The organism is Endozoicomonas sp. ALE010, assembly GCF_049310165.1.
In the GTDB taxonomy this organism is placed as follows: domain Bacteria; phylum Pseudomonadota; class Gammaproteobacteria; order Pseudomonadales; family Endozoicomonadaceae; genus Endozoicomonas.
The window spans coordinates 1-1,384 of record NZ_JBLYNV010000187.1; the positions used below are offsets into that span (position 1 = coordinate 1).

A 1,384-nucleotide genomic window follows, 5' to 3' on the forward strand; every position below is an offset into this window, starting at 1 on the left:
CAGGCAGCACGGCTGATGATGCGTCCGACAATAATACCCCCCTGACCCTGTCGGGCAGCGCCGCATGGGGAAGCGGCCGCTCAGGCTCCGGCTCAGCCTTCGAAATGGATGGTACTGCGGGCACCGGCGAGATCAGTGGCATGCAGACGGGCGGAGCAATGACCATCGCATCCTGGGTACGCTTTGACAGTTTTGATCAAGGCTGGTCCAGGGTGGTGGATTTTGGGAATGGTGCGGGAGACCACAATATTTTCCTGTCTCATACTGGCCAGACCAACGGATTGGCATTTGGTATCTGGGATGACAGTGGCACTGAGCACAAACTCACCCTTGATGATTTCCTCACCACCGACCAGTGGGTGCATATCACTGCGACGGTGGATAGCTCAGGGCTGATGAGCGTTTACAAAAATGGCGAACTGGCAGGCACTCACCAGGGAGTGGTCCCATCCGTCATGGTGAGGACCAACAACTATGTGGGCAAAAGTAACTGGGATAGCAATGGTTACCTGGATGGAGCCATTGATGATCTGGCCATTTTCAATGAAGCACTGGACGCCTCCCAGATTTCAACACTTTATCAGGCCAATCAGCTGTCTGACTTTATTGGCAGCGTCGATAACCCGGCGGTGATCGCCGGCGACGACAGCGCCACGGTGACCGAAGACAACAGCGACGTACTGAGTGCCAGCGGTACCCTGACCATCAGTGACAGCGATGCCGGTGAAGCCCAGTTTATCGCCACCACCATCACCGGCAGCTACGGTGACCTGATCCTGGATGCCAGCGGTCAGTGGACCTACAGCGCCGATAACAGCCAGTCGGCCATTCAGCAGCTCGGGGAGGGCGAAACCCTTACCGAGACATTGGATGTGCAATCACAGGATGGCACCACCCATACGCTGACCATCACTCTTAACGGCAGCAACGACGGGCCAGTGCTGGATGTTGCCCTGGCCGATCAGAACGCCGATCAGGACAACCCCTTCAGCTACCAGCTGCCAGCAGACAGCTTCAGCGACCTGGAAGGTGATGCCCTGAGCTACAGCGCCACTCTGGCCGATGGCAGTGCCCTGCCCGCCTGGCTTAACTTTGATGCGGCCAGCACCACCTTCTCGGGTACCCCCGGCAGTGGTGATACCGGCTCGCTGTCGGTTACGGTCACCGCCAGTGATGGCCTGGCCAGCGCCTCCGATACCTTTACCCTGGCGGTAGCGGCCGACCCCGCCACCCCTCCGGCGGACAATCACGATGCGCCGCCCCCTGTGGCTGCCTTTGAGTTTGATGAAGGGGCAGGCAGCACGGCTGATGATGCGTCCGACAATAATACCCCCCTGACCCTGTCGGGCAGCGCCGCATGGGGAAGCGGCCGCTCAGGCTCCGG

At 59.5% G+C, this 1,384-nt stretch carries 1 protein-coding gene; it reads left to right on the forward strand.

Features of this window, described 5'->3' with window-relative positions; translation table 11 throughout:
* Window positions 1-1,384: VCBS domain-containing protein (locus ACO6UY_RS24675; RefSeq protein WP_422491704.1), on the forward strand; the 1,384-nt coding region annotated here is incomplete at both ends.